At 63.2% G+C, this 21,506-nt stretch carries 16 protein-coding genes; 10 read left to right on the forward strand and 6 right to left on the reverse strand.

Features of this window, described 5'->3' with window-relative positions; all coding sequences use genetic code 11:
- Positions 1 to 140 precede the first annotated feature (140 nt).
- Both RYL44_RS07660 and hrpB read left to right on the forward strand, forming a co-directional pair.
- Entirely contained in the window at positions 141 to 263 is a 123-nt protein-coding gene (locus tag RYL44_RS07660) for a toxin-antitoxin system antitoxin subunit (RefSeq protein ID WP_073983875.1), read from the forward strand.
- 41 nt (positions 264 to 304) lie between these two features.
- On the forward strand, positions 305 to 2,947 hold the full coding sequence (gene hrpB, locus RYL44_RS07665) for an ATP-dependent helicase HrpB (protein WP_314975598.1): 2,643 nt from the start codon (positions 305 to 307) through the stop codon (positions 2,945 to 2,947).
- A 49-nt stretch (positions 2,948 to 2,996) separates the two neighbouring features.
- Here the strand turns inward: hrpB and RYL44_RS07670 are convergent, their stop codons facing one another.
- From RYL44_RS07670 to RYL44_RS07680, 3 genes are read right to left on the reverse strand one after another with little or no spacing between them, the layout of a single operon-like run.
- Positions 2,997 to 3,386 (reverse strand): type II toxin-antitoxin system VapC family toxin, encoded by a 390-nt coding sequence (locus RYL44_RS07670; RefSeq protein ID WP_009057585.1) that lies wholly within the window; start codon positions 3,384 to 3,386, stop codon positions 2,997 to 2,999.
- Complete coding sequence (locus tag RYL44_RS07675; protein WP_314975599.1) at positions 3,386 to 3,658, reverse strand: type II toxin-antitoxin system Phd/YefM family antitoxin; 273 nt, start codon at positions 3,656 to 3,658, stop codon at positions 3,386 to 3,388. Before RYL44_RS07675 ends, RYL44_RS07670 begins: the two co-directional genes overlap by 1 nt.
- 40 nt (positions 3,659 to 3,698) lie before the next feature.
- Entirely contained in the window at positions 3,699 to 3,953 is a 255-nt protein-coding gene (locus RYL44_RS07680) for a type II toxin-antitoxin system Phd/YefM family antitoxin (protein ID WP_314975600.1), read from the reverse strand.
- Positions 3,954 to 4,153: 200 nt separating this feature from the next.
- Here RYL44_RS07680 and RYL44_RS07685 point away from each other — a divergent pair, with 200 nt between their 5' ends.
- Positions 4,154 to 5,551: a dihydrolipoyl dehydrogenase family protein gene (locus RYL44_RS07685; RefSeq protein ID WP_314975601.1), complete on the forward strand. Its 1,398-nt coding sequence runs from the start codon at positions 4,154 to 4,156 to the stop codon at positions 5,549 to 5,551.
- Positions 5,552 to 5,726: 175 nt separating this feature from the next.
- Here RYL44_RS07685 and RYL44_RS07690 read toward each other — a convergent pair whose 3' ends face one another.
- On the reverse strand, positions 5,727 to 8,099 hold the full coding sequence (locus RYL44_RS07690; protein ID WP_314975602.1) for a S8 family serine peptidase: 2,373 nt from the start codon (positions 8,097 to 8,099) through the stop codon (positions 5,727 to 5,729).
- A 726-nt stretch (positions 8,100 to 8,825) separates the two neighbouring features.
- Here RYL44_RS07690 and cas6 point away from each other — a divergent pair.
- From cas6 to RYL44_RS07725, 7 genes are read left to right on the forward strand one after another with little or no spacing between them, the layout of a single operon-like run.
- A complete protein-coding gene (gene cas6, locus RYL44_RS07695) occupies positions 8,826 to 9,392 on the forward strand; it encodes a CRISPR system precrRNA processing endoribonuclease RAMP protein Cas6 (RefSeq protein WP_314975603.1) in 567 nt (188 codons plus the stop codon).
- A gap of 23 nt (positions 9,393 to 9,415) precedes the next feature.
- Positions 9,416 to 10,093 (forward strand): hypothetical protein, encoded by a 678-nt coding sequence (locus tag RYL44_RS07700; RefSeq protein ID WP_314975604.1) that lies wholly within the window; start codon positions 9,416 to 9,418, stop codon positions 10,091 to 10,093.
- Positions 10,094 to 10,106: 13 nt separating this feature from the next.
- A complete protein-coding gene (locus RYL44_RS07705; RefSeq protein WP_314975605.1) occupies positions 10,107 to 12,209 on the forward strand; it encodes a Cas10/Cmr2 second palm domain-containing protein in 2,103 nt (700 codons plus the stop codon).
- A complete protein-coding gene (locus RYL44_RS07710; protein WP_314975606.1) occupies positions 12,206 to 14,215 on the forward strand; it encodes an RAMP superfamily CRISPR-associated protein in 2,010 nt (669 codons plus the stop codon). The genes RYL44_RS07705 and RYL44_RS07710 overlap by 4 nt, the downstream gene beginning before the upstream one ends.
- The gene (locus tag RYL44_RS07715) at positions 14,212 to 16,080 is read left to right on the forward strand and encodes an RAMP superfamily CRISPR-associated protein (protein ID WP_314975607.1); all 1,869 of its coding nucleotides are present in this window, start codon (positions 14,212 to 14,214) and stop codon (positions 16,078 to 16,080) included. Before RYL44_RS07710 ends, RYL44_RS07715 begins: the two co-directional genes overlap by 4 nt.
- Positions 16,073 to 16,696: a hypothetical protein gene (locus RYL44_RS07720; RefSeq protein WP_314975608.1), complete on the forward strand. Its 624-nt coding sequence runs from the start codon at positions 16,073 to 16,075 to the stop codon at positions 16,694 to 16,696. The genes RYL44_RS07715 and RYL44_RS07720 overlap by 8 nt, the downstream gene beginning before the upstream one ends.
- A 2-nt stretch (positions 16,697 to 16,698) precedes the next feature.
- The gene (locus RYL44_RS07725; protein ID WP_314975609.1) at positions 16,699 to 19,002 is read left to right on the forward strand and encodes a TIGR03986 family type III CRISPR-associated RAMP protein; all 2,304 of its coding nucleotides are present in this window, start codon (positions 16,699 to 16,701) and stop codon (positions 19,000 to 19,002) included.
- 124 nt (positions 19,003 to 19,126) lie between these two features.
- On the opposite strand, the gene cas2 is transcribed toward RYL44_RS07725, so the two are convergent.
- Positions 19,127 to 19,408, reverse strand: coding sequence for a CRISPR-associated endonuclease Cas2 (cas2, locus tag RYL44_RS07730; RefSeq protein ID WP_314975610.1), 282 nt, complete (start codon positions 19,406 to 19,408; stop codon positions 19,127 to 19,129).
- Entirely contained in the window at positions 19,405 to 21,198 is a 1,794-nt protein-coding gene (cas1, locus tag RYL44_RS07735; RefSeq protein WP_314975611.1) for a CRISPR-associated endonuclease Cas1, read from the reverse strand. Before cas1 ends, cas2 begins: the two co-directional genes overlap by 4 nt.
- Between the last annotated feature and the right edge of the window lie 308 nt (positions 21,199 to 21,506).

A 21,506-nucleotide genomic window follows, 5' to 3' on the forward strand; every position in this document is an offset into this window, starting at 1 on the left:
GGATGGTGACGCGCCCCGTGGTGTGTGCGAGGGTGGCCGCCGCGAGCGTCGGCGCTGTGTTCTCCGTAGTCATACTGCTTTTATTCTACTCTGCCGCCCCATCTTCCTCAGCCTCATCACCTTCGTATTAGCCTGTGTCTATGAACAAACAGGCCATTCACGGGGAAGCTGTCAGCGACGAACAGATTGATGCGTGGGTCGCAGAGGCAGAAGCCGGGTATGACGTTGAAATGCTGCGAAAAAACGGCAGCTTCACGCAATGAAAGCACGCCCACAGTATCTCTCCCTCCTGGAATATTGAGCCATGCCCACCCTCGAAGAACTCGTTTCACACCCGCCGCAGCTGCCGGTGACGCGTGCGCTGGCCGATATTGCGGCGGCGGCGCGCCCGGGTGCGTGCGCCGTGGTGACCGCTCCCCCGGGCACGGGCAAGACGACGCTGCTGCCGCCCGCCGTCGCGGTCGCGCTGGCGGGGTACGAGGCCTCGGCCGGGCGGGTGCTCGTCACCCAGCCGCGCCGGGTGGCCGCGCGCGCCGCCGCCCGCAGGATCGCTCGCCTGCTGGGCGAGGAGGTGGGGGGACAGGTCGGTTACTCGGTGCGCGGGGATTCGCGGGTGAGTGGGCGCACGCGCGTGGAGATGGTGACGCCGGGCGTGGCGCTGCGCCGCCTGCAGCGCGACCCGGAGCTGCCGGGCGTGGCGGGGATCATCATCGACGAGTTTCACGAGCGCGACCTGGACACGGATCTGGCTCTGGCCTTCGCCTTGGATGCGCGTGCGGCGCTGCGCGAGGACCTGTTCATCGCCCTGACCTCGGCGACACTGGAGGCCTCGCGCACGGTTTCCTGGCTGCGCGAGGCGACGGGCGAGGAACCTGCGCTCGTTGATATTCCGGGCGATTATCACCCTCTGGAGCTGCGTTACGCTCCCCCGCCGCGCGGCGTGGAGGCCGTGGGGGCGATCGGGAACGATCGCGTGGGTGTGCGCCGCGAGTTCTTGGCGCACGTGGCGCGCACGGTCGAGGAGACGGTCGCGTCCACTAAGGGGTCGCTCCTCGTGTTCCTGCCGGGCGTGGGCGAGATCGAGGCCGTGCGCCGGGCGCTGAGCCTGCCCGGAGTGGACGTGTTGACGCTGCACGGTCAGCTGAGCGCTGCCGAGCAGGACCGGGCGCTGACCCCTGCGAGCGGTCGGCGCGTCATCCTCTCCACGTCCATTGCGGAGTCCTCGCTGACGGTTCCGGGCGTGTCCGTCGTGGTGGACGCGGGCCTGGCGCGCGAGCCGCGCTTCGACGCGGGGCGCTCGTTGTCTTCCCTGGTGACGGTCCCCGCCTCGCTCGCGCGCCTGGAGCAGCGTGCGGGCCGAGCCGCGCGCACCGGCCCGGGCGTCGCCGTGCGCGTCATGGACTCGGTCGACGTGGCGCGCAGGCCCGCGCAGTCCGCGCCGGGCATCGCGACGCAGGACCTGACGGACGCGCGCCTCCAGGTCGCCGCCTGGGGCACGCCAGTGGAGGAGCTCGCCCTGCTCGACGCTCCACCCGCGGGCACGTGGGAGGCCGCCGGGGAGCGTTTGTCCTCCCTGGGGGCCATCGACGAGGCCGGGGCCGCCACCGCGCTCGGCCGCACCCTGGCGGCGCTGCCGTTGGACCCGCCGCTCGGCAGGGCCCTCCTGGCGGCGAGCTCGATCCTGGGGGCGTCGAAGGCGGCGCGCTTCGTGGCCCTCCTGTCGGAGGACGTGCGCGCACCGGGCGCCGACCTGGGCGGCGCGGAGCGCAGGCTCGGGCGCGGCGGGGACGCGGGGGTCGACCGCGCCCGGGCGGCCCGGATCACGGAGACGGAGGCGCGCCTGAACCGCCTTGCGTCCAGGCTGACGAACAACGAATTGGCGGGGCTCGACCTGCCCGGCGCCAACGCCCCCGAGTCGCCGCGCTCCAACGCGCGTAGTGCGGGCGGCTCCCGGGAGGGGCGGCCGGGCGCGCGCACCCGCGAGGACGAATTGGCCCTGACCTGCGCGCTCGCCTACCCGCAGTGGATCGCGCGGCGCCGCCTGGCCTCGTCCGCGTACATTCTGGCCGGGGGCGTGGGCGCCGAGCTGCCCGACGGTTCTGCCCTGGAGGGCCAGGAGTGGCTGGCCGTGGCGTCGATCGACCGCGCCCCGGCCTCGCGCCACGCGCGCATCCTCGCGGCCGTGCCGCTGAGCGAGGAGGACGCGCTGGCGGCGGGCGCGGCGCTGCTGGCGACCCGCACGGACGCGTCGATCGACAAGGGCGTGCTGCGCGCGACCCGCACGCGCACCCTCGGAGCGATCCCCTTAACAAGCGCTCCCGCCCGCGCCCTGAGCGAGGAGGAAGCGACCGCGCTGGTGGCCGATCACCTGGCCGCGCGCGGGCTCGGCGAGCTCGGCTGGGGCAAGGAGGCCTCGTCCCTGCGTGAACGCATGCGCGCGCTGCACGAGGCGCTCGGCGCACCCTGGCCGGACGTGTCGGACCAGGCCCTGGCGGGCAGCGCGCGCCAGTGGCTGGCACCGTGGGGGCGGCGCCTCGCGTCGGGAACTCCCCTGTCGAAGGTGTCGATGCTCGACGCGCTGCGCTCGATGCTGCCGTGGCCGGCGGCTGCTCGCCTGGACGAGCTGGCGCCCGAGAAGCTCCCGATTCCTTCCGGGGGCACGCGTCCCATCGACTGGAGCGGGCCGCACCCGGTGCTCACCCTGCGCGTCCAGCAGGCCTTCGGGTGGACGGACACGCCCCGGCTCGTGGACGGGCGCGTGCCCCTGGTGCTGCACTTGACGGACCCGGCGGGCAGGCCCGCTGCGGTCACCTCCGACCTGACGTCGTTTTGGATGGGACCCTACCGGGACGTGCGCGCGCAGCTGCGCGGGCGCTACCCCAAGCACCCGTGGCCCGAGGACCCGCTGCACGCCGAGCCCACGAACCGCGCCAAGCGGCGGAGCTAGCGGACAGTGCGCGCGGGCACGCGGAGCCTCACTCGGAGGCGGAAGCGAGTCAGCACGGCGACTCGACGGGGATTCCGCTCTTGCGCGCCGCGTCCGCCATGCGTTTGTCGTAGGTGACGATGGCTTGGAGATCGCGACCAATCGACAGCGCGGCGGCCAGGTGCAACGCGTCGAGGCTACGCAGCTCCACGGGCAGGAGACGCCCCGCCAGGTCGAACATCTCAGTGTCGAAGGTCAGCGTGGAAAAACTCCACAGAAGCTGGCGCACCTGCGAAGCATCCGCTCCCCGGCGCACGCACGCGCGCATCAGTTCCGTGCGCGACAGTTCACTGGTCCACAAGCCGCAGTCGGCGCGGTTGATGAACGTCTCGAGCGCCTCCGTCCCCTCCTCGGGGATGATGAGCTTGACCAGCGCCGACGTGTCGAAGTACAGAGCCATTAGTAGCGTTCTTCGTCGCGCAGTTGCTGGAGAACCGGACTGAGCGGAGGCCCTGTCGTCGGCTTCGTCGACGCGCAGTACTCCTCAAAGCTCCGAGTGGCGGGGGTTATCAACCCGCGCTCGCGGAGGCGCTCGATCGATGAGCTCGCAAGGGGACTCATCTGCGCGACCGGGCGGCCGCGATCGGTGATGGTGATGACCTCGCCGGCGGCGACCCTGGCCACCACCTGGGAGGCGTTTTGACGCAGTTCGCGAATACCAACAGTCTCCATGTGCTACATGGTAGCACATGGAGCGTGGTGACAAACGTCGTCAGTCCTGCAGTTTACCGACGACGCCTCTCCCGTCAGGAAGGTTTTTGGATGGCATCTGATAAGTATCGAGGTCCGCCATGGCGGGGCGCTCGAGACCCAAGTCGCGCAACTGCTGGTAGGTCGACATGCGCACGGGACCCAGCTCGGCGACGGGCTGGCCTTCCTCAGTGAGCGTGACGACTTCCCCGGATGAGGCCCGCGCGAGCGCGGCACCCACGTCCTCTTTGAAATCACCAATATCTAGAGCCCTCATGGCTCTATTCAAGCATGCCGGAGGCACTTTCAACGAACGGCAGGACCACACTATGACACACCGCTCCAATACAACAGCCAATCGACAGCTACCACACCTTCTCTGGGTGAGAAGCAACACGCGCACACTGTTCACCCTGTGGAATAGAACGGGCGTTCATTCGTTCTAGATAGCATCACCTCACAAACTCAAGGAGAACCATGTCCACGAACGCAATCGAGACCGTCGACCTGCTGGTTGTTGGCGGCGGCAAGGCCGGGAAGTCTCTGGCGATGGAGCGCGCGAAGGCCGGCTGGAAGGTCGCCATGGTGGAACGCCGTTTCGTTGGCGGGACCTGCATTAACGTGGCGTGCATCCCCACGAAGTCCCTGGTGAATTCGGCTCGTCGCCTGAGCGACGCGCGCACGGACGCGTCGTTCGGCATCGTCGGTACGCAGGGCGCGCGCGTGGACCTGTCTAAGCTCCGCGCCCACAAGGAGGGCATCGTCGGCGCCATGGTGGCCGCGCACGAGAAGATGTTCGCGGCCCCTGGCCTGGACTTCATCCGCGGCGAGGCCCGCTTCACGGGCGAGCGCACGGTGACAGTCACCCTGGAGGAGGGCGGCGAGCGCACGATCCGCGGCGAGCGCGTCCTCATCAACCTGGGTTCGCGTCCGGCGCGTCCCGCGATCCCCGGCCTGTGGGAGTCGGGAGCGTGGACGAACGAGGAGATCCTGCGCCTGGAGGAGCTCCCCTCGTCCCTGGCGATCATTGGGGCCAGCTACATCGGCGTGGAGTTCGCGTCGATGATGGCGACTTTCGGCGTGGACGTCACGCTCATTTCCTCGGGCGATCACGTGCTGCCGCGCGAGGATGAGGACGCCGCCCGCGTCGTCGAGGCGGGCCTCACGTCCGCCGGCGTGCGGATTGTGCGCGGCCGCGCCCAGTCGGCTTCGCGCGAGGGCGACTGGGCGACGCTGACGCTGTCCGATGGCTCGACGGTGCGGGCCGAGTCGGTCCTGGTGGCCGCGGGTCGCGTGCCCAACACGGATGGTATCGGCCTGGACGAGGCCGGGGTTGAGCTGACCGATCGCGGTTTCGTCGCGGTCGACGAGCACCTGCGCACCTCAGCGGAGGGCGTGTGGGCTGCCGGGGACTGCGCGGGCACCCCCATGTTCACGCATGCGTCCTGGTCGGACTTCCGCATCATTCGCGCGCAGCTGACCGGCGCGTCCCTGGAGGACGCGACGACAACCACGCGGGGCCGCACGATCCCCTACGCCGTGTTCGCCACCCCCGAGCTGGCGCGTATCGGCCTGTCCGAGGGAGAGGCCCGCGAGGCTGGCCTGGACGTCCTGGTCGCGAAGATTCCTACGGCCGCGATCCCGCGCGCTAAGACGCTGCGCTACGCGGGCGAGGGCTTCTGGAAGGGAGTCGTCGACGCGAAGACGCATCAGATTCTGGGTGCGACGCTGATCGGCCCGAACGTCTCCGAGGTCATCACAGCCGTGCAGGTCGCGATGGCCGGAGGCCTGACCTACGAGCAGCTGCGCTTCCTGCCCGTCGCGCACCCGACCATGGGTGAGGGCCTGCAGGTTCTCTTCGATTCGCTGAGTTGAGCAACCATCGCACCCCGGGGGCACCGTGGGGGCGCGCCCGGATCTCTCCCGGGACCTGTGAGAGACGACGGGGCGGGTCCGAACAATGCGTTCGGACCCGCCCGCTTTATCTAGCTCTCAGTCGAGCGCGAGGACGCGTAACCGGGGAGGGGGCCACGGCCTCGTTAATCGAGGCTCAGGGGCGCAACGCACCCGAGGAGCCGAAGGTGTACCACGTGCCGTCGATCTGGACGCGACCGGTCACCATCTGACCGGACTCGTTCAGGTAGTACCAGGTGCGACCGTCCTTGACCCAGCCGGTCGCCATCGCGCCGGAATCCTGCAGGTAGTACCAGAAGCCGCCGATCTTGGTCCAGCCCGACGCCATCTTGCCGGAGTCCGTCAGGTAGAACCAGGAGCCATTCACCTGGGTCCAGCCGGTCACCATCTGACCGGAGTCATTGAGGAAGTACCAGGCGCCGCGGTCGTTGACCCACCCAGTGGCGGCACGACCGGAGGCACCCATCCAGTGCCAGGCGTCGTTGTAGAAGGCCCAGCCGGTGACCATGAGGCCGTTGGCATCGAAGTAGTAGGTGTCCTCGCCGATGACAAGGGGGCCGTTCTTCGCGCAGGTACTATCCGCGTAGCAGTACTTCCAGCCGGCAGCGTCGTTAACCCAGGCGCCGCCTTCGTGGACTGACTCGTCGACGTGGAAGTGGACGGAGTCAGTCACGTCGTCATCCGCGCGCGGATCCATGTTGCGACCTTCGGCGCTGACGGTGACGGATGAGAGAGGATTCTCTCCGATCAGCGAGGCCGTGTCGTAGGGGCCGGCGAGCAGAACAACCTGGTTGCCAATGAAGTCACCGGTGCCTTCGACCGTGACGGGATCCTTGTCCATGACTTGCAGGGTGGCCTTAGTGACGGGGCCAGTGACGGTGGCACGCACCCAGATGGTACCGCCGACGTGCGCGTCAGCCAGGGGACGCCAGTCGGTGCCGCCGTCGAAGGAGTACTCGACGCTGCCGAGGATCGGCTGGGGCTGATCCTGCAGGACTGCCGCCAGGGCGTTAACCAGGCCGGCGCCACGGTATTCCTTGCCGTCCGTGGGTTCGGCGAGGCGGTTGAAGGTGTAGCCAGCCTGCTTCTTCATCAGGGCGCTCACCTCGTCGACCGTGTAGTCGGGGTGGATCTGCTTGATCAGCGCGGCGACGCCCGCGGCGTGCGGGGAGGCCATGGACGTGCCCGACAGGTAGCCGAAGGGCGGCTCCTTCTCCCAGGTCGGCAGGGTGGACCAGATGCGCTGGCCGGGGGCCGCCACGTCGACCGAGTTCTTGCCGTAGTTGGAGAAGCCGGCGCGCTCGAGTGTGGCGGTGGCCGGGTCGGTACCGGTGGGCAGCTTGAGGGCGGAGACGGACAGGACGGAATCGTTCAGCATGGCGGGCACGTCGATGCCGCCCGCGACGTTACGCTCGACGGCCGCGCCGTCAACGTCGTTGGGGGATTCGTTGTCGGTCGTCGGGTTGTCGTGGTCGTCGTTCGAGTTGCCTTCGGCGGCGAAGTTAACGACGCCGTGTTCCTTCGAGTAGCGCACCGCGCGCGAGGCTGCTTCGAGGCCCGCGGCCTGGGAGGCTTCGTTGGGCATCCAGAAGGCGTAGGGGTCCATGTAGTAGCTGGAGTTGGACACGTCGACGTCGTGTTCGGCCGCCCAGTCGAAGGCGCAGGCCACGTATTCGGGGTAGAAGGATCCGGCCTTGTTCGATGTCTTGATGGCGATGAGGGTCGCGTCGGGCGCTACGCCGTCGACGCCGTAGGCGTTGTGGGAGGCGGCGATGGTGCCGGCGACGTGCGTGCCGTGGTAGTGGTCATCCTTCCAGGCGGCGGGGTCCTGGTTGGGGATGCCGTTGACCTGGCAGCCGACGGAGCGGGAGGCGTCGATGCGGTCTTTCAGGTCCTGGTGGTCGGGGTCGATGCCGGTGTCCATGACGGCGACTGTGACCTTTTCGCGGGGCACGTCAACCTGCTGGGCGTCGACCGCGCCGATGGCGGCCAGTCCCCAGGCGTTGGCGTCGCCCTCGTCGGGGGTGAAGTCGTTGAGCTGGGAGTCGGCGGACAGGCCGGTGTCGTGGACGGCGGCTGCCTCGTTGACGGCCGCTTCTTCGGATTCGGTCTTCGTGGGCTGCTCGGTGCGCACCTCGTCGCCGGTGACGGTCTTAAAGCGGGTGGGGCCGATGGAGTCGTAGGAGATGCCGGAGGACACGAGGCTCTTGCCGAGGTCGGGCGCGTATGCGGCTTTCACGGATTGGACGAAGAAGGAGTTGAATTCGGGGTACTGGGCTAGGACCACGCCGTTTTCCGAGGCCTTGGATACTGCCGCGTTGAAGTCGTAGCGCGAGGCGGTGGCGGGCAGGTTGACCGCGTAGTTCATGACCTCGTCCTGGGCGCGCGCCTCGGAGGTGATTCCTGCGACGCCTTCCGCGTGGGTGGGGGCCCCGAACGCGGTGAGGGTGAGGCCGACTGTGAGGGCGGCCCCTCCCGCGATGAGGGCCTTCCATGAGCGTTGATGCATCAGAGTTCCTCGTTTCTGTGCTGCTGTGCTAACGGAGACGCGGCCCCTGGTCAGTCCAGACAGCGCGTCATCCAACAATGATTCCAAGGTTGCTGACAAACCTCATAGAGGGTTTCACATTTTAAGAAGTCTTGACCTTCTCGGGATTGGGCGGGAATGTCCGACTGTCGGAAGCCGACCAGATGTGAGCAAGCCCCGAATTCACAGGCGCGACCGGTGCGCCTCATGAGGGGCGATCAAGCCTTGACACTCAACTACCGATCTTGCAATTCGTGCCGACTTTCGGACCCAGGCATCACACAATTGGCTTGACACTTTGGCGTATTCTGAAATATCTCATCATGCTTACACTGCACGCTCCGCTGTTTTACTTGTTTCTACCGGTGTCATTACACATGGACATTCATCTTGACAGTTCCACTGTGACCCATCATCAGACATGTGATACGGTCAGAGACGGCAGTCACACCCGAGTGATGGGAGGCACCGATGCCAGCATCCGTTTACGTGAGCTTTGACGCGCCCGAGGGGGTGCCAGCCACGCCGAGGCGACTGCATGCTGCCCTGTCGGCGGTGCTGGACCTACCGCCGGGGGTCAGCCCAGCGAGGGCGGCGCGGTTTCCGACGCTGGCGCATCGACCACTGCATGGGGCGGGTGGTGTGAAGCCGTATTCGCTCGGAGAGTTGAGTCGTTCGGAGTCCAGGTTCGGGGTCGAGGTGCGCTTCTTGGACGATCGCCTGGTCGACACGCTTGACGCGTGGCTGGCGTGGGGTGGCGTCATGCGGCTCGGTGCGGGAACCGAGGATGACGCGGTGCTGGTTGCGACTGAGGGTCAGATCGTTAACCAGGCGTCGTGGGAGGAGTTGGCCGAGCGCGATCAGGACACTACGTGGGAGATACGCCTGGTGACTCCGACGACGTTTTCGTCGAAGGGGAATCATGTGCCGAGCTTGTCTCCTGCGACGATTGCGACGAGTTTGCAGCAGCGCTGGTGGGCGTGGAATCGGAGGCTCGCTCCCCCACGCATTGACCGGGATGCTATGGCGAGGGTGCTGGCGACGCAGGATTTCACGCGCGCGTCCATGGTGTCGCTGGCGATGCCGCGCAACGCGGGCCAGGGCCGCTTGAGTTCGCGTCGGATCCCGGCCCACGAGGGCCACCTGCGCATCAGCGGCGTCGAGGGCGCCGAAGCGACCCGCGTCTTCTCGCGCCTCATGGCGCTGTCCGCATACACGAACGTCGGCTCACACACGAGCTTCGGCATGGGCGTCATAGACGCTGTGGCCGCATAACCCGACAGATTTGAGGAATTACCATGAAGAACAAAAAGTATATCATCATCCTAGGCACAATAATAGTAAGCGCAATTATAGTCGTTGTAGTGACTTTTAATTGTGTCAATATTTCTGAGGACCGACGCTGGATTGACCTGTCACAAACATTCCTATACCCCCTGAGCTACACTCTCATTGGTTCAACCATCGTCACCTACGCAGGACTTGAAATATCAGACAAGGTCCTCGAAAACTACAATAAGCGAATCGGGTACGGTCTAAGTAATAGACAAATCTACTTTGAGGGAAGCGCGAATAAAATTTCAGAAACCAAGGAAGACCTCCAGGTTTCTAACCTTATTAAGTCCGAAAACTACATGGACTCAACTACCACCGCCAACGACGCCGACATTGCAATTCTCTGCATTGACAAAGAGCAGACAAAGGAAAGTAAGCAGGAATCAAACAATCCTAATCAAAAGAGCGATTCGAAGAAAATGTCGAAGTGGCAGATGGAAGCGCACGATCAAGTCACCGCCTTGAAAGCCACACTGACCCCACACCAAGCGCTCATCGTCTACACGGATGGCTGGTTACACGATGACACTAAGGCTCTGATTAATAATCGCCCCTTCTCAGTTCTTGTTAATTTCAAGGGGCGAATCGTGAGCGACATCCATTCACTCCTGACGACACTTCCCCCACGCAACGGAGAGTAGGGAGGAAACGACCGTGACAAGTTACCTCGTCATGCTGCAGACGAACAGCAATCAGCCGTTCATCTTTTCGTCCCCTCGCCTGCGCGAGCAGATCGGTGCGTCCTTCGAGATCACTCTGCTTTCCCATTGGGTTAAGAAAGAAGCGAAAGAGATTCTCGAAGCAAAGAAACTGCCGCCCTCCTTTTGGGTCTCCGATTCGTCCGGCAAGGTGATCGTCCTATTCACTGGACACGGAGACGAGCCCAAGGCAAAGGCGAAGGTTCTGATCAGGAGAGTCACTCTCCGAGCCCTCACCGAGGCACCGGGCCTTGACGTCACGGGAGTCTTCGTCAAGGCATCATCCAGCGCGGTAGATGCGGATGACCTGCAAAAGCTTGATCGTGTCTTTTTGGAGTACTCGCTCAACCGCCACCCGGCAGCGGCGCGCTTCCCGCAGTTCCCGTTCCTAGAGAGAGCCGACGAATCGGCACTCCCAGCTGTCGCGCCCTTAACAAAGCACGACACGATTAGGATCTACAAGACTGCGCGCGCAGTCGGAGTTAAGGAGTCGTACGAGGGGCGCGCAAAGCGCAAGGAACAGAAGAAGGTAGAATACACCGAGGGCTCGCAGCCTACTGTTTCCATTGATTTCAACTCGATCCTGTACACAGCTACGAAGGAAGACGCGAAACCTGAGCACAAGCTGTCGCTTCCCGCTCGCGTCAAGCGCGCGTGGGCGTTGCCTGCGCGTTTCAAGCAGCTCGACGACATCGCTGGTCATTTGAAGACTTCCATGGCTGATCTTTACCGCGATCCGACCCGTTTGGAAGCAGCCTTTCAGGAGACAGCACTCGGCGAGCAGGAAGTAATCCAAGATGGCGACGCGTCCCAGGGATCAGATCTAGACCAGGACCTCACTCCTCCTCTTCTGTCCTCAGTTGGTGTAGTCCATGTTGACGGTAATGGCGTGGGCGCGATCATGCGTGATCTTGGTAAGGCATTCAAGAAGACGAACGACACGCTCGATAAGCTCGCCGAAGCACCGTATCCGAGAGAACCCAACCCGTGCGGCGAGAAACCTCCTCGTGTCCACTCCGACGACAGGGAAGCTCCTCGTGTCCGCCCCGATGACAGTACCCCCTCTGTTTTCCAGTGGTTCGTCATGGAACTGAACTATCGCCTCGACGGAGTCGTCAAAGCTGCTGTAGCTGCTGCCTGGAGGGACGTGGAGGATTACGCACACGGACGCCAGGCTCCTCCGGTTGTCCCGGTGCTTGTCGGAGGCGACGACCTCACCGTCTACGTCGAAGGAAAGTTCGCGATTCCGTTCGCGGAGGCTTACATCCGCCATTACGAGGAGCTCACGGAGAAGGACGAGCTTCTCAAACAGCTCGCCGTTGTCGCGGGTGCGAAGAAACCCGGACCACTCACGGCCTCGGCGGGCGTGGCCATCGTGGGCCGTAACTTCCCCTTCCATATCGCTTACGACCTGGCTGAAGAGCTGGTGTCGCGCGGGAAGAAGCTCGGCAAGAAGAAGGATACGGTCCCCTGTTCGACGATCAACTTCCACGTCCTGCGCGACGCGACGGTCCTCGACCCGGACGACACGCTGGACGAGTACAAGGGCCGCTCGCAGCGCCCCTTCCTGATCGGCCACTACGCGCCGGAGCGCATCGGGGACGCAACCACGACCTCGTCCGAGGAATCACCCGCCGCGAAGCCGCAGCCGTTGTCCTCCTGGGCGCGCATCCTTCAAGCGGTCGCTGCCTTCGACGGCAAGAAACCGGACGACCCCACGCAGACCACCGGCGATCCGTTCCCGCGCGCCCGCGCGAACCGCATTGTCAAGCTCCTCGCGGAAGGCGATGGCGAGAGGGCCACAACAGAGTGGGACGTCGCGCTACAGAATGCAACCGGCGCTGGACTCCTCGCGAAACAGTTGGAGCATCTTCCACCTCATCCGTCGGACTCCGCTGGAACTGGTGATTCTCTCGAGCAGATCAAGTGGCTCCTCGACCTCATCGACCTGTCCGAGAACTTGCCCGACGGTTACCTCGCTTCACGGATTCGCGACGACGCCGACCGCGTCGACCCCGAGGAAGCAGCAGATCAATCCACCGAAGGAGGTGCCCAGTGACCACCTATTCACCTACCGCTTCTCCTACCGCGAGCGGCCACGTGACCGTCGTGTTCACGTCCGACTGGGGCGTGTCCACGGGCGTTGGCCAGGCGGGTCGCACGCACTCAACAATCGAGCGTTGCGGCGACGACCCGGTCGTGCGCGGCACGGTCATCACGGGTGTCCTGCGCGAGCAGGCGATGCTGGCGGCGAAGGCCCTCGACGGACAGAAGGACGGGACGTGGACCAACTTCGCCCTGTGGCTCTTCGGCCAGGACCCCGACAGCGAGCCGGGCTCAACCCCCAACCCGCGTCACGTTCTCTTCTCGGACGCGACCCCGGCCTCGTCGATCCCGGTCCACGACACGGTATCCCTCTCCATCGACCCAAAGACGGGGACGGCGCGCGACCAGTTCCTACGCTTCACGGAGCGCGCGGCCGCCGGTGTCCTCACGGGCACGTTCACCCTCATCGACGAGGCCGGGGCTGAGATTTCCGATCAACGGACGATTGAGGCCGCGCACTTCCTCCTGGGGGTCGCGGGCCTTATGGTGCGAGGCATCGGCTCGGGCCGCAGCGGAGGCGACGGCGAGTGCACGGTCCTCGTGACCAACCACGAGGTTGAGGCGCGAGCCGGGCAGTCCACGTCCGAGATCGTCGCTTTCGCTTCGTCATGCGCGCAGGCGCTGAGGACGAGCCTCAAGAATCAGGCACAGTCTCTCAAGCCAGGCGTTGTCAACGCGCTCCCAGCCCCACGGCAGGGCGGCACACAACACCAGGTCGGGGCCGTCGACGGTTCCGCAGCTACGCACAGCGGCGGGCACCACCTGATCCTCGACCTCACGCTCAACTCGCCTATCGTGTCCTACGAGGTCCCCTTCTCGAACGAAATTCGTTCCTTGGACTTCCTGCGCGGGACGGTGCTGCTCCCCTGGCTGCACCGGCTGGTGTCGTCGAAGAAGCGCGGAGACAAGGAAGCAGTCGTCACCAACGCCGTGACCGGCGGCCACCTGTTCGTTTCGGACGCGCTGCCCGTCATTGAGGACATTAAGGGACTCCCCGTTCCCCTCACACTCAAGACGGACAAGACGCTTCCCTCGGACTCGCCCATCACCCTGTACGGCGGCTCCCACGAGAATAAGGGGAAGCTCCCCGTTCGCGGCGGGTACGTGTTCTTCGGCTCCAAGGGAGGCGACGGCGAGGAGCCCGGCACGAAGACTCAGGGCTGGTACGGTAAGCCGCCCCTGCGCGGGCGACAGACGACCGCCATCAACCACGAGACGGGCGCGGCCAGCAAGGGGCAGCTGGTCCTGGTCGAGGCCCTGCCCGAAAAGATGCGCATGCGCGCGAACGTCTGGGTGTCAGATGAGCTCTGGGAGGCCGCCTCTGTTTCCTCTCTTCTCGGTGAGACACGCGAGGCCCGGCTCGGGTCGCGCAAGCTCACGGGCACCTTCGGGTCCGCGACGTGCACGCTGCGCGAAGAGACAGACGACGAGCGGGAGGCACGCATCCATTTCGGTAACGCCGGAAGCGCGCAGCTCACGAGCGCTGCCTCGTCGTCCGCTGACGGGACAGCCCCCGGCGTGGAGACCCCAGCCTCGTCCAGGGGTGTGTGGCTGTGGTTCACTTCCGACGTGATCGCGCGCTCCGCTGGGCTCGGGGCCGGAGGGACCGTCGACGACCTGATTCGGGCGTTCGAGCGCGAGGGCATCACGCTGAAGCCAGTCGGAGTTCCTGCAATCCGACACCGCCGCGTCGACTCGTGGTCGCCTGCAGATAACGGGCCGCGCGCGAGTCGCCTAGCGATCCAGGCGGGTTCCGTCATCCGGGTGCAGGTCAGCGAAGAGGATCGAGGCAAGCTCCTGAAGCTCGCCCCCTTTGGAGTGGGCGAGCTGACGGCGCAGGGCTACGGGCGATTCGTCGTCGCTCATCCCCTTCTCAGCATCCAATCCATTAAGGTCACGAAAGCAAAGCTCAAGCACTTTGTGTGCGAGAAGGCGCCCGAAGGAGGCGAAGATCAGTGACATTCACGCGCTATGAGTTCACTATCCCCGTTGAGCTGACGTCGGAACTCCACATCGGTGGTGTCGACGCTGTCCCCGACCGCGACGGAGAGGGAACCGTCATCCGTTTCTGCCGCAACGGCCTCGACGAGCCGACGATCCCAGGAAGGTCCATCAGGGGCGCGGTTCGCGCGGCGTGCGACGTCGCCCGCCAGACGCTGGCAGACGCCAAGAATCCAACGACTCAGAAAGGCGAAGCGTTCTCGAAGGACAATTGGATCTCCCTATGGGGCGATGACACGGACTACACTGGCAAATCCGCCAATGATCGCGGGCTGCCAAGTGATGCGTCGCTCCCAATCAGGAAGAGTGCACTCACATTCCACGCGGTGTCCTTCCCGCAATACAAGGACAAAGACTCCGGAGAGTCCCCCTTGCCGAGGCGTCACGGCGTCGGCATCGACCGGACGACGGGAGCTGCCTCGGACGGAGCGCTCTACGAGCACGAATTCCTACCCCGCGGCACAAGGTTCACCATTCGCATCACCGCGGAGGGACGCGATGACGAAAAGATGAGACGCGAACAGTCGGATGGGATTCCGGAGCCCGCGTCATCCGAGTCCGTCAAGAAGCTTCTCGAGTTCATCGTCGACGTCCTGACATCCGGTGCGATATGCCTCGGTGGACGGACAGGCTCTGGCCAGGGAACGATCCAGGTTATTGAGCCGAAGCTGCGTCGCACCGCCAAAACGACCGATGCCGGCACGCCGGCTGAACCGGCGGACGTTCTCGATGCCCTCATCGGTGAGGACGAGGAAGGGACGCCGATTCCCCTCGAACTGGGCGGATGGTCCCTCGAAGAGCCCGCGCGCATCACGATCGATTGGTGGTCGCCGACCGGCATTTTCGTCGCCGAGGATGACGAGCTGACGAAGCAGCGCAAGGCCGCGAAAGAAGCAGAAAATAAGGAGAAGGGTATCAACGAGGAGGTTCACGAGGTCATTTATCCGCTCCGGGACCCATCAGAGGAGTGGGAGAACGCCCAACTCCTCATCCCCGGCACATCGATTCGCGGTGCGCTGCGCTCACGGGCCTCGCGCATCGCGCGGACGGTCCTCGCGGCAAAGAACGAGTTGTCCACGTTCGCGTCCCATGATCTTCACGAACAGATCGCTGCGGAACCGAACCTGGTCCGCTACATGTTCGGGAGCACGGAGTACCGGGGCGCGGTCACCGTCCATGACTGTCTCTCCACTAAGCGTGGGAAACGCATCGAGGTCACGCACAACGCGATTGACCGATGGACGGGCGGCGTCATCGACGGCGGTCTCTTCACCGAGGCCGTCTACCTGGGAACGAAGTGGGAGCCGATCCGGATCGACATCGATCTGCGCCAGCTCCTGAACAACATCGAAGCTGAGAAGGGGCCGGAAGCTAAGCGCGAACCTGCCGATGCCGACGAGGCGGGGGACAGTTCGGCCGAGCGAGAGCAACCGAAACCTACACACGCCGACTACGCTCACGCCGCCTACGTGTTGCTCGGGCTGGTCCTCGCCGAGCTGTCCGCGGGCACACTCCCCTTGGGTAGCCGATCAACGCGCGGTCTGGGGCAGGTCGTCGTCTCAACGATCAAGGTAGAGGGCGCTGACCGTAAAGGTGTTGACCTTCCGTCGTGGAATTTCACTGGTTGCGAAGCACTACAACAGCCGGCGACTGGCGCTGGCGTCATGACTGACACGCTCTACAAGGGACAACGCGAGCTCGCCGAACAGGTCCTGGAACATTTAAAGGGTAAGTACAAAAAAACAGACTGGTCTAAGCGCCTAGAGAACGGCCCAGGAGCCGCGCGTAAACAATCTGCAGGGACGGGAGCCGCCGATGACTGACAAGAATCAGAAAGCGATGCTAACACGCTCGTCTATCCCCCCGGTTTCTGGTGACACACCACGCTTGGACGTCTTCCTCTCCTATGTGCACACTCATTTGGGTGAGGGCGTTCAGGGCCTGGCGTTCGCGACCAACGGGACGTGGACCGTGTTGGGGTTCGATAAGGGGTCCTCTGACGCGAAGCCGAAGCTCTCTGTCACGCCGATCGATGGGCGAGAATTCGATGCGACGAAGGTATTCGAGCTGCGTCTGTGGGTACCGGTGAAACTGCCTGACGAACCCACAGAGGGCGGCGTTCTGGCTCACGAGTACCGGTGGGTGAACGGCGTGGGTGCTGTTGAGCTAACGCTTACGGTCGGCACAGCCGAGGCATCGTCCGAAGGCACGAAGTCAGCGCGTGTCGGCGGCTGGTTCCACAAGGTGAGCTTTCTGCAGCACAAGTCTGGCGCGAGCAGTGATCGGGATTCCGCCTCGGACCCCACCTCTGGTCAGACAGAACAAGACGAACAACACGCCGCAACCGACAACATGACGGCAGTCGAGTTCATCCAAGAGGAAGATAAGTACGGAAACACGGTCGTAGTCGACCAGCTATTTACTGGAAGGTGGAACTAAAGATGGGCGATAAACGCGAAGGAAATAAGTATGAGGAACATACGTTTTACTCAAGTGTGAATCGAATACCACGACTACCAGACTACGCACGGAACAACGATCGAGCAAACTACGAAGCGATTTATCGAGAGGGCATTCAAACACAACTCGATTACCTCCATGCTGGCAGACTCAGCGGCTACTTTGACCTTCAGCTGACCGCGTACTCACCTTTGCTCATCGGCGAACAGACAGAAGAAGAGGGCATTCATTACCTTCAAGTCCAGGAAGTCGCCGGAAAACCCTTCATTGCTCCAACAATGATCAAAGGGCTCCTGAGCACAACGTACGAACGAATCACATCGTCACGCTTTCGAGTGTTCGACACAAAAACACACAACATACGACTGACTTACCGAACACAACCAAATCAAGCAATATCACTGGTCCCTGTACGATGCACACATGCACCGCATATCGATGATACCGACGGACAGTACACGTTCGAACGCCTTGACGGCGGCGGACACAACGACAATAAGCCTGCGTTCATACCGATTCAGGATTCCCCAGCTTTATCTGACACTAAGAAAATAGGCCGAAAAAAAATAGAAATCGGCAGATTTAAATACAATCAAGACAACGGCAAACAAATCACAGAACGATTCACGAATCACGAGAGAGTTAAATTCAGCGCCTATCGTATCAAAACACGATGGATTGTAAGCAAAATCTCGAAATTGGATGACAGCTTCCCCTTATCTCTCGGCACATACAGAAAGACGAATCCCAACGACCAACAATCGAAGAAACCACATACATTCACTGGATACCTATATTTGACCACACCACGCGAAATGCTACAAGAAAACAAAACAAATTTCGGGAAAAAGCGAGGAAGGAGGAAATGGTCTGAAAAAATTTTTATCGAGCCAGATCAGGATTTAAGCCAGACATGCAACAGTTCGACAAACAGAGTAGTGTGCCCCAGATCAGCAGCAGAGGCTTACATAGCAACGCTTCAGTCATACCGTGCCATACAAGACGAAACCGATGCTCGAAACAAACGCAATGGCGAGGAGCTGACGAGACACAATGTCTACTCGAGCAGGGAAGTTGATAGCGACAGGCTTACAGAAGGAACGCTCGCATATGCCTCAATGGATACAAGCGACACCATTTTGGAATTGATCCCAATTAGCGTTGGACGACACGCCTACTCACACGCACCCAACACCCTGGCGGAGGAAGATGGTGTCAATCCAGCTAGGACGCTTAAGGAGGCCTCAGCTGCCGACAGACTCTTCGGTTTCGTCGGTAACGACAGTGAGAGCGGCACCTCTTTACGCGGGCGTGTTCAGATCGGCCCCGTCTCAACATCGAATTGTTCGACCGCAGTACCGCCGGAGGGACAAGCCTACGTAACGCTTCCTCCACTTCTAAGCCCCAAGCCCAGCAGCGGTCGTCGTTTTCTGGTTTCTAAGGAGGACTTCCCCAAGGCACCTAGCAAAAACACACGCCGCGACCGCCTCTATGATCCGGACAAGTCTTCGTTGGGCGAAGCAACATACCCAACACATCGTACCTGCATCGGACAGTCCCTAGATAGCATCATCGAAAAGTTCAGCACTAGTGGCGGCGACCTGAAGACAAACGAATCCCTTCAACTTCGCGTGCGATCGTGGATCAAAGAAAATAGCGTTCTAACATGCAGGGTTCACTTTGACAATCTATCCTCAAAGGAACTTGCTTTCCTAGTGTGGAGTCTCATCCCTGAGAATCTTTCACCAGACGGAAGAGACATAGGATTTCACAAGGTCGGCATCGGAAAGCCCCTCGGCCTAGGGCTAGTCGAGGCAAGAATTGTTAAAAACCGCTTGTATCTTGCGAAGACACAAGACATCACATCGGGTTATGAGACGCTCACCAGCGTTCTCGGGACTCACTACGAAGAGGTAGATGTTTCAACACTGCTCCAAAACAGCAAGATAGGAGATTTGTCGAAGCTCCCTTCGGTTCGCGCCTTCCAAAGAGCAGCATACGGATTTGGATCCACTGAGGAGAAAGACACTGACGTACCTGTCAGATACGTTAGCCTTAAAGAGAACAAACTTAATAATGCAACCACTAAAGAAGGATGGCCAAAGCGTTTCTACGAGCAGGAGTGGATCGCTGGACGATCCCCTCAGCCTCTTTGGATTACAGATTTAGCGACAGTCCCTGACGTCTATTTGGCGGAAGCACAAAGCGAAGAATGCGACAATAGCAGCAGGAGTTCAAAGACTGATTCCCAATCGAGTCACAAATCCAAGCACGAACATAGTTAGAACAAACAGGGGGAACGTAGCACAGGCGCACACCCTAAGGGTAAAAGTTCAAGTGCCCGTAATACTCAGCGTGATGCTCCTACATCGCATGGACAACACAAAGGAGGACGTCGCCGCTAGCCCTTCACCACACTCCCCGACACAACCCCACGTCGTCCAGCGCTATGGCCGCGCCGAGTATGTCGGCGCGGTCGGCGCAGGATGAGCAGATGGGGTAGATGTGGATGACGTCTTCGGTATCGGAGATGAGGGCAGCCAGAGACGAACGCACACGCGCCAAAGTGGCGGTGTCGAGGCGGAGTTGGAACACGGATTCTTGGATGCGGTATCCCCAGGATTCCAGTGTTTTGGCGACGCGGAGCCGCCGTTTGTTGTCAGCGATGTCGTAGGCGATGATGTAGATCATCGCCAGGCGACCCCGCTCCACTGGTAGTCGGGTTCGGCGATGGCGCGCGCCAGCATCTGCGCGGAGTGGGCGATGTGCCTGCGCCACGACCCCGAGTATCCGGGGAGGGCGCCGGTGACGGATCGCTGGCAGGCGGCCTCGTACGCGTCGACGAGGATTTTCTTGCCGTCGCCGCCCAGCCATACTCCCCCGGCCTCGGCCTCGACGACGCCGTGTTCGGGCCGGAGCTTGCGCGTGCGCAGCAAAGCCATGACGGTCTGGTCGACCAGGAGTGGGCGGAACTGTTCCATGAGGTCCAGCGCCAGGCTGGGCCTCTTGTCGGTGGGCGCGTGCGCGATGCCGAGTGACGGTTCGAGCCCGGCGGCGTGCAGCGCGCCGACGCATTCGGACAGGAGGATCGCGTACCCGTAGGACAGGGCGGCGTTGGGCAGGTCGCGGGGTGGGCGTCGGCTGCGCCCGTCGAAGGTGACGTCGGCGGGTACGCACGCGGCGAGCGCGTCGAAGTAGGCGTTGGAGCACGCGCCTTCGATGCCCATGATTTCATCGAGGGTGCGCGCATCCGTGAGCGAGCGACGCCAGGCGTGCATGTGCGCGGTCGTGTCGGCGACGTGCACGGTTTCGTCGCGTCGGGCGATGCGGGTGAGGACGTGGATTTGGCCGCGGATTTTCGCGCCAATGAGGCTGGCGGCCAGGCGGACGCGCCGCTCATGATCGCCGGTGAGGGCCACTTGCGCGAGAAGCCGGCTGGCGTGCGCTCCCCTGTTCGCGCCGATGAGGGTGCCCTGGTACGAGCCGCGCCGCGACAGACACACGACGTCGACGCCGCTGCGCATCGCCCACGAGCGAGCGCCCGCGGACAGGCCGACGTTTCCCGACAGAACGATGCGCGTGACACTGTTTTTGGGCAGGGACGTCGCGGGCAGCGAGCCGGGCGCGTCGACGAGGACACGGCCCGCTTTGACGTGGACGCGTGCGCCATCGCGGCCGACGTAGAGGATGCGATCGGCTTGGCCCGTGGGTTCGTCGCTGGACCCAGCGGTCCACGGGTCGATGCCGACAATCGCGAGGGCTTTCTCCTCATCAATGTGCTGGGTCGTCACGTCGGTGACGCGCGCGCCCGTGTTGATGGCCGCGGCGGCGACGGTGTCGATGGCGTCGGCCAGGCGCCGCTCGTTTGGCGCAGCGAGCATGAGGGTGGTTCCGACGCGCGAGTATCGCAAACCTGCTCCGGTGGCGTACCTGTCAAGATCGAGCAGGGCGGCGTCGGCGAGGACGCGCGCGATCGGGTTGGGGTCCGAGGCCCGGGCGAGTTCGTCGATAATGGGCGCGTCGGCGTCGGGCACGTCCAGTGCCGAAAGGCCCGCACAGGTCACGAGGCCCGGGTCGGCGACGCGGATGGTGGCTCGCGCGAGGTGGTGGTTGCCGTGGTCGTAGTCCTCGACGAGTCCCCTGCTGAATGCGTCGTGTCCTGCGCGCGTGTCGTCGTAGGTGCCGTGGGGGCGTTCCGTGGTGAGGCGGCGTTCGAGGGTTTCGCGCACCGATTCGGTCAGGAGCGCCCGGGTGATGGGGTCGGCCGTCGCGATCGTGTTCGTGTCGAGTGCGGCGATGTGTGGCGGCGCCCAGTCGCGGGCGGCGAGGACGCGGAGTTGTTCGTCGGTGAGGCTTCCCGGCGTGGGGGTGTTCGCTCTGGTGGGGTCGGGGTGTGCTGTGAGGAGTCGGCGTCTGGCGCGAGTGAGGGCTTCGGGGGTGAGCGCTTCTCTCAGGGACGAGGCCGTGGCGGGTGTCGTCATTGTCTGTCCTTCCACTCAACAACCTTGCGGTTACTCTACAAGTGTCAAGCGTTGTGGAGGAGCGACACGCCGACGAGTGAGGCGATTTCCGGGACACAAACGGCCCTTTGAGCGGTCCGTGGCGATACGAGTAATCGCAACGAAAAGTCTGGTATTCTGGCTTCGTGCTTGCTGGTCGAATGGGTGCTTTTTCGGCCACTGGCGATCCGACACGCTGTTTCCCCTGGTCATAAGGGGTGCGACACGCCGGACAGTCAGAAAGCACCGAGCGCCAAAAGGTGCATTAAGACAGACGAAAGCTTGCGTGC

The organism is Actinomyces bouchesdurhonensis (assembly GCF_963540955.1).
Lineage (GTDB): Bacteria > Actinomycetota > Actinomycetes > Actinomycetales > Actinomycetaceae > Pauljensenia > Pauljensenia bouchesdurhonensis.